This window comes from Moraxella sp. (assembly GCF_024227015.1).
Lineage (GTDB): Bacteria > Pseudomonadota > Gammaproteobacteria > Pseudomonadales > Moraxellaceae > Moraxella.
In genome coordinates this window covers 1-6,020 of record NZ_JAAELD010000105.1, presented here as the reverse complement: position 1 = coordinate 6,020, position 6,020 = coordinate 1, and the positions used below count along the sequence as shown (strand labels likewise).

General features: G+C 45.8%; 3 protein-coding genes and 1 pseudogene. 2 read left to right on the top strand and 2 right to left on the bottom strand.

Translation table 11 applies throughout. The annotated features are described in order from the left end of the window. Nucleotides 1-252 precede the first annotated feature (252 nt). Together GY683_RS02280 and GY683_RS02275 are read left to right on the top strand one after the other, a co-directional pair. Complete coding sequence (locus GY683_RS02280) at nt 253-2,013, top strand: L-lactate permease (RefSeq protein ID WP_297287205.1); 1,761 nt, start codon at nt 253-255, stop codon at nt 2,011-2,013. 370 nt (nt 2,014-2,383) lie between these two features. Then, a complete protein-coding gene (locus tag GY683_RS02275) occupies nt 2,384-3,592 on the top strand; it encodes an alpha-hydroxy acid oxidase (RefSeq protein ID WP_029102711.1) in 1,209 nt (402 codons plus the stop codon). A 71-nt stretch (nt 3,593-3,663) separates the two neighbouring features. Here GY683_RS02275 and GY683_RS02270 read toward each other — a convergent pair whose 3' ends face one another. Together GY683_RS02270 and GY683_RS02265 are read right to left on the bottom strand one after the other, a co-directional pair. After that, complete coding sequence (locus GY683_RS02270) at nt 3,664-5,493, bottom strand: SurA N-terminal domain-containing protein (protein ID WP_297287204.1); 1,830 nt, start codon at nt 5,491-5,493, stop codon at nt 3,664-3,666. Nucleotides 5,494-5,663: 170 nt separating this feature from the next. Next, a pseudogene (locus GY683_RS02265) lies at nt 5,664-5,945 on the bottom strand (HU family DNA-binding protein); the annotation flags it as partial. Nucleotides 5,946-6,020 lie beyond the last annotated feature (75 nt).

Here is a 6,020-nt window from a genome sequence, read left to right as displayed (position 1 = left end):
ACGCCCTATTTATTTTTAATAAATTTTTGAGTAAAATTGCACTTTGGCTCATTATTTAGTTAATGAGATTTATTGCTAATAACCATTTTTATATTGTGGTATTTGCTAAATTTTACCAAAAATAGGGCTTTGTGATGTATCAATCATCACAAACGATTATTATTTTGTATGACCCAACAATTTTAATGGATTTTTAAAATTGAAATCATAACACAAATGGGCATACAGTCTTTGTTGGACAAAGGAGTGTATATGCTGACCTTTTTGGCATTATTACCAATTTTAATTGTTTTTACCTTATTGGTCGTCATGCGACTGCCTGCCAAGATTGCCATGCCTGTGGCGTATTTTGCAACCGCTTTGCTGTCATTATTTGTATGGCAAACCTCTGGCAATCAAGTTGCCGCTGCGACCATTCATGGCGTATTAACCGCCGCCAACGTCCTACTCATCGTCTTTGCTGCGGTGTTACTGCTTAACACCCTAAAAGAGAGCGGAGCCATTGTCGCCATCCGCCAAGGCTTTATGGGCATCTCGCCTGACCGCCGTGTACAGATGATTATCGTGGCATGGCTGTTTGGCTCACTCATCGAAGGCTCAACAGGTTGGGGTACGCCATCAGCGGTCGGTGCTCCCCTGCTACTGGCGCTCGGCTTTCCTGCAATGGCGTGTGTCATGGCGATTCTTATCATTCAGTCCACTCCTGTCTCCTATGGAGCAGTAGGTACGCCCATTCTTATCGGCGTGAACTCAGGTCTTGAAAACAAAGAAGACGTCAATGCCGCCATTGCCCAACAAGGCACCGCTTTTAGCGATTATATCATCCAAATCGGGGCAAATGTTGGCTTTGTGCATTCAGTGGTGGGTTTTTTGATTCCGCTGATTTTATGCTGTTTCTTAACCAAATTCTTTGGAGCAAAACGTTCGTTCCGTCAAGGTTTTGAAGCCGCTCCTTTTGCCATTTTTGCTGGTCTGTGCTTTGTTATCCCTTATTATTTGACCGCCAAATTTGTCGGACCCGAACTGCCTTCTTTGGTCGGAGCTGTGGTCGGTCTTGCCATTGTCGTGCCAGCTGCCAAAATGGGCTTTTTGACCCCCAAAAATACCTTTGATTTTGAAAGCCGTGATAAGTGGGAAGAAGAATGGAAAGGTACGTTAGCCGCCACCAACATTGATGTGAACGAAAAAGCCAAATTCTCTGTCTTTAAGGCATTCTCGCCTTATCTGCTGGTCATCGGCATTCTAATCGCCACTCGTACCATCAAGCCATTAAAAGATTGGCTAAGCAGTAATGCGGTCATCACATTTAGTAATATCCTAGACACCAGTATCACTAACAAAACACAGCTACTGTACTCGCCTGCGACCGTGCTACTGCTCGTCTCCATCATCTGCATCTTTTTGTTTAGCATGAAAGGTGACACCGTCAAAAAAAGCTGGTCAGCCTCTGGCAAAACCATGATAGCCGCCGCCCCTGCCCTGCTGTTCTCCATCCCGATGGTGCAGGTGTTCATCAATTCAGGGACGCCTGTTGATGCTGCCGAGCCGATTCTTGCCATGCCAAAAGTACTGGCAGCAGGAGCGGCCGATATGTTTGCAGGAGCATGGCCTCTCTTTGCACCATGGATTGGGGCATTGGGGGCGTTCATTGCAGGGTCAAACACCGTCTCTAACATGATGTTTAGCCATTTTCAGTGGAGCACTGCCGCTCAGATTGACTTAGGTGCTAATGACGCCGCCAAAGTCGTCGCTTTGCAAGCCGTGGGTGGTGCCGCTGGTAACATGATTAGCGTGCATAACGTTGTCGCTGCCTGTGCGGTGGTCGGACTGGTGAACCGTGAAGGCTTGGTTATTCGTAAGACGCTCATCGCCATGAGTTATTATGTAATACAAGCAGGTCTGGTGGGCATGGCGTTCATCTTTAACCCTGCATGGTGGATTGCAGCGGCATTGTGGGCGATTGCCTTCTTTGCCATCATGACTGTTATCAGCAAAAAGAGTGAGCGAACTTAGGGTATGATTTTAACGAAAGAGGTTTTATAAGGCGTATTGAATATTGGTATTTACAATGAAAAATGAGAAAAATTGCACGTTTTTCAAAGAAGAACAAAGGCTGTGAGTTTTCTATCAGACAAGTTTTTATTATGAAAAACAATCCGACCACTTAATTTTAAGAGATTAAGTTTTAAAAATCTTAAAAATCTACATGATTAAGTGGTCGGATAGCCATTTTTCATGCAAAAATTGATTGATATTGTCAAATTCTCATCTTGTTTTATAAAATGTTATCAATGTTCAACATGCCCTAATCCCTTTTGTTATTTTTTATAAATTATTGTAAAATACACCCCATTTTCAAAACTTTAAAAACTAAGGCTATTTTATGGCAGATTTAAGTAAAATCACCGAAATCGAAGACCTACGCCGTATTGCCGAGCGTAAAGTCCCCCGCATGTTCTATGACTATGTGGACTCAGGCTCGTGGACACAGACCACTTATCGCAATAACGAGACCGACTTTGACCGCATCAAGCTACGCCAACGTGTGCTGGTGGACATGGAAGGTCGTTCGCTTGCCACACAAATGATAGGGCAAGACGTGCATATGCCCGTGGCAATCGCCCCAACAGGCTTTACAGGCATGATGTGGGCAGACGGTGAGATTCACGCCGCTCGTGCTGCTGAGAAATTTGGCATTCCCTTTTCGCTCTCAACGATGAGTATTTGTTCTATTGAAGATGTCGCAGAGAACACCACCAAGCCGTTTTGGTTTCAGCTGTACGTAATGCGTGATAAAAAATTCATGGAAAACCTGATTCGCCGTGCCAAAGAAGCCAAATGTTCCGCCCTTATCCTAACAGCCGACTTACAGGTGCTAGGACAACGCCACAAAGACATCAAGAACGGTCTGTCTGCACCCCCTAAGCCTACCCTAACCAACATCATCAATCTGATGACCAAACCTGAATGGTGCTTTAATATGCTTGGCACCAAACGTCACACTTTTCGCAACATTGTCGGTCATGCCGAAGGGGTAGGTGACTTGTCTAGCTTATCGTCTTGGACGGCAGAGCAGTTTGACCCAAGCCTTAATTGGGACGATGTCGCTCGCATCAAAGAGCTGTGGGGAGGCCCGCTCATCATCAAAGGAATCATGGAGCCTGAGGACGCTATTTTGGCTGCCAAATCAGGGGCGGACGCCATGGTCATCTCCAACCACGGCGGTCGTCAGTTAGACGGAGCTCCAAGCTCTATCGCCAGTCTTGCCGACTGCGTACAAGCGGTACAAGCAGAAAACTCAAAATGCGAAATCTGGCTAGACAGCGGTATCCGCTCAGGTCAAGACGTGCTAAAAGCCATCGCACTAGGAGCAAAAGGCACGATGATAGGTCGTTCATTCCTATATGGTCTGGGGGCGTATGGCGAAGATGGCGTTCGCCGTGCCTTAGAGATTATCTACAAAGAGTGCGATATCACGATGGCGTTCTGCGGTCATACCAACATTAGCACCGTCAATGAAGACATCTTTGTCAAAGGCACTTACGAGAATCTCAAAGCCAGCAACCCACACGTTACGCCAATTCGTTGGTAAATAAGCAAACAAACCTTGTAAACAATAAAAAAACCACGTTAATCATCACGTGGTTTTTTATTGTTCGGCAGTTAGCGGCCTAATGCATCACGATTCACTGTCAGCTCTGTGGTATCTTTTAGATACTGTAGATAATCGGACAGCTGGTCTTGACCAATATTATCACGAATCATCATCGCAGCCTGAGCACGCTCGACAGGTGAGATCTGGGCTGTGGCTTGTTCAGCCACAGGACCGCCCACGATCACGCTTGCCCCTGCATCAGTCTCCACTGCCCAAATGTCATTAACGCCTGACTTATGCAGGAATAAACTTGAACGCTCTTGACTGCTTAATTGCGGATTTTGGCGTGTGGTGATGCCAAAATTAGCATTTGGCGTCATCAGCGACTGTCCACCATTGACCTTGGCATCGTCAGCGATCTGAGTTGCTGTCTGCAATGCTAGCTTGGTCGCTTTTTGTTTGGTGATGCGCGCCTTGATCTCTTCTGTCGATTCAGCCAACGTTAAGCTTTTGGCTTCTTGATAGTTGGTTGGCTGCACCCATACCGTTTTATCTTCAAGTGTTACGTTCGGGCTGACTGATTGATCTTGGATGGCAAAATCATCAAACGCCGCCGCCACAACCGCAGGCTGAGACAGCTCTGTGATGTTATTCTCTTTTTGGTACGACTTGATCGACTTGGCAGGAAGATTCACTTCAGCAGCAATGTCTGCAATCCCCATGCCATCAACCGCCATCGTATTGATCTTAACGATAAGATCGTTATAAGCCGCTTGGCGCTTCTCATCGATCGCAGATTGAATCAGCTCGTCACGTACATCACTGGCACTAAGATCGCCCGCCTTGGTCACCTTAAAGATCTGATAGCCAAAGCTGGTCTTCACAGGCTGACTTACCTCGCCCGCTTTTAGATTGGCAAGCGCCGCATTCACCACGCCAGCATCATTACCAAATACCGAAGGGTTGTATTTGCCAATATTACCGCCTTCGGCACCGCTTGGGTCTTCAGAATACTGCTTGGCCAATGCCTCGAATGATTCACCTTTATCCAACTTAGCTTTGACTTCATTGGCTTTATCAGCGTCTGCTACAAGAATTTGGGCCAATTCACGACCATCGCTAAGACCGTTCTTCTGTAGGTATCTGCTAAACTGCGCATTGATCTCATCTTCGGTTGGTGCTTCCACCTTAACATCTAACGGAGTTAATTCAATATATGCCAAATCCACGGTTTGCGGTCGAATGAGCGCATCTTTATTGGCATTATAATATTCATCAATCTCTGCCTGTGATACGCTAACTGCGCCAGCATAGTCCTGCCATTTTAGGCGATGCACCCATACTTCACGGGCTTCTAGTTGAAGATCAAGCAATCGGCTGACTTGCGCTGCTGGATAGATCGCCGTACCTAAGATACTGGCCGTCAGCTGACGCACGCTAAGCTCGGTGCGAAATCTGGCGAAGAGCTCATCTTTGGTTAGATTATTATGCTGCAAGAAGCTGGCAAATACCTCATTAGAAAACTCTCCATTTTGATGAAACGCTTCATCCTGAGCGATCAGACGAGTGATCTCATCATCTGAGACCGTCATGCCAAGCACATGGGCTTGATTTTGAAGTAGCGCGCGATTAATGAGACTCTCTAGCACCTCATCTGCCATCGCAGCTTCATTGATCAGGCTGGCGTCGTTATTCTGAAGTAGCTGGGTACGATAACGATTCAGCTCTGACTGGTACACGCTCAAGTCAATGGTGCTATCACCAGCCTTAATCAGATCATTGCCACTCATCGAGCCGCCACCAATGCCCTGCACGCCCAAGAAGGCCATCGGCACCATGATCAAGCCCAAGGTAATGCGACCAGGCCAACTCTGTAAAAAATCGCGCAACTTATCCATAAAACTTCACTTCTTTTAAATCAAAACTAAAACCTTACTATAATACGCTAAATCTTAAAAATACACAAAATTTTTTATAAGATTTTGTATTTTTTGGATAAAAAAACACCCTTTATGGATATTGCATAAAGGGCGTGGTCTAATCCAACGTTAATACGTAAATTACAGGATTAGTTTACCGCGTCTTTTAGACCTTTACCAGCTTTGAAGCCAGGCACTTTGCTTGCAGCGATTTCTAGTGGCTCGCCAGTTTTTGGGTTGCGACCGGTACGTGCTGCGCGCTCTTTTACGCTAAAAGTACCAAAACCAACTAGCACAACGTCATCACCACGCTCAAGAGCGCCTTGTACGCTTGAAGTGAATGCATTTAGCGCTTTAGTGGCCTGGTCTTTTGTTAGACCTGCTTCGCTTGCGATCGCGTCTACCAATTCTGACTTATTCATGTGATGTTCCTCATGTTTTTGAGTTAAGTAAAATTCTAGACAAGCCTAATCACCTGTCTTTGTGTGCATTGTATGATTATCATT

Coding starts and splice junctions, on each gene's coding strand:
- GY683_RS02280 (WP_297287205.1), top strand. CDS start 253: ATGCTGACCTTTTTGGCATTATTACCAATTTTAATTGTTTTTACCTTA.
- GY683_RS02275 (WP_029102711.1), top strand. CDS start 2,384: ATGGCAGATTTAAGTAAAATCACCGAAATCGAAGACCTACGCCGTATT.
- GY683_RS02270 (WP_297287204.1), bottom strand. CDS start 5,493: ATGGATAAGTTGCGCGATTTTTTACAGAGTTGGCCTGGTCGCATTACC.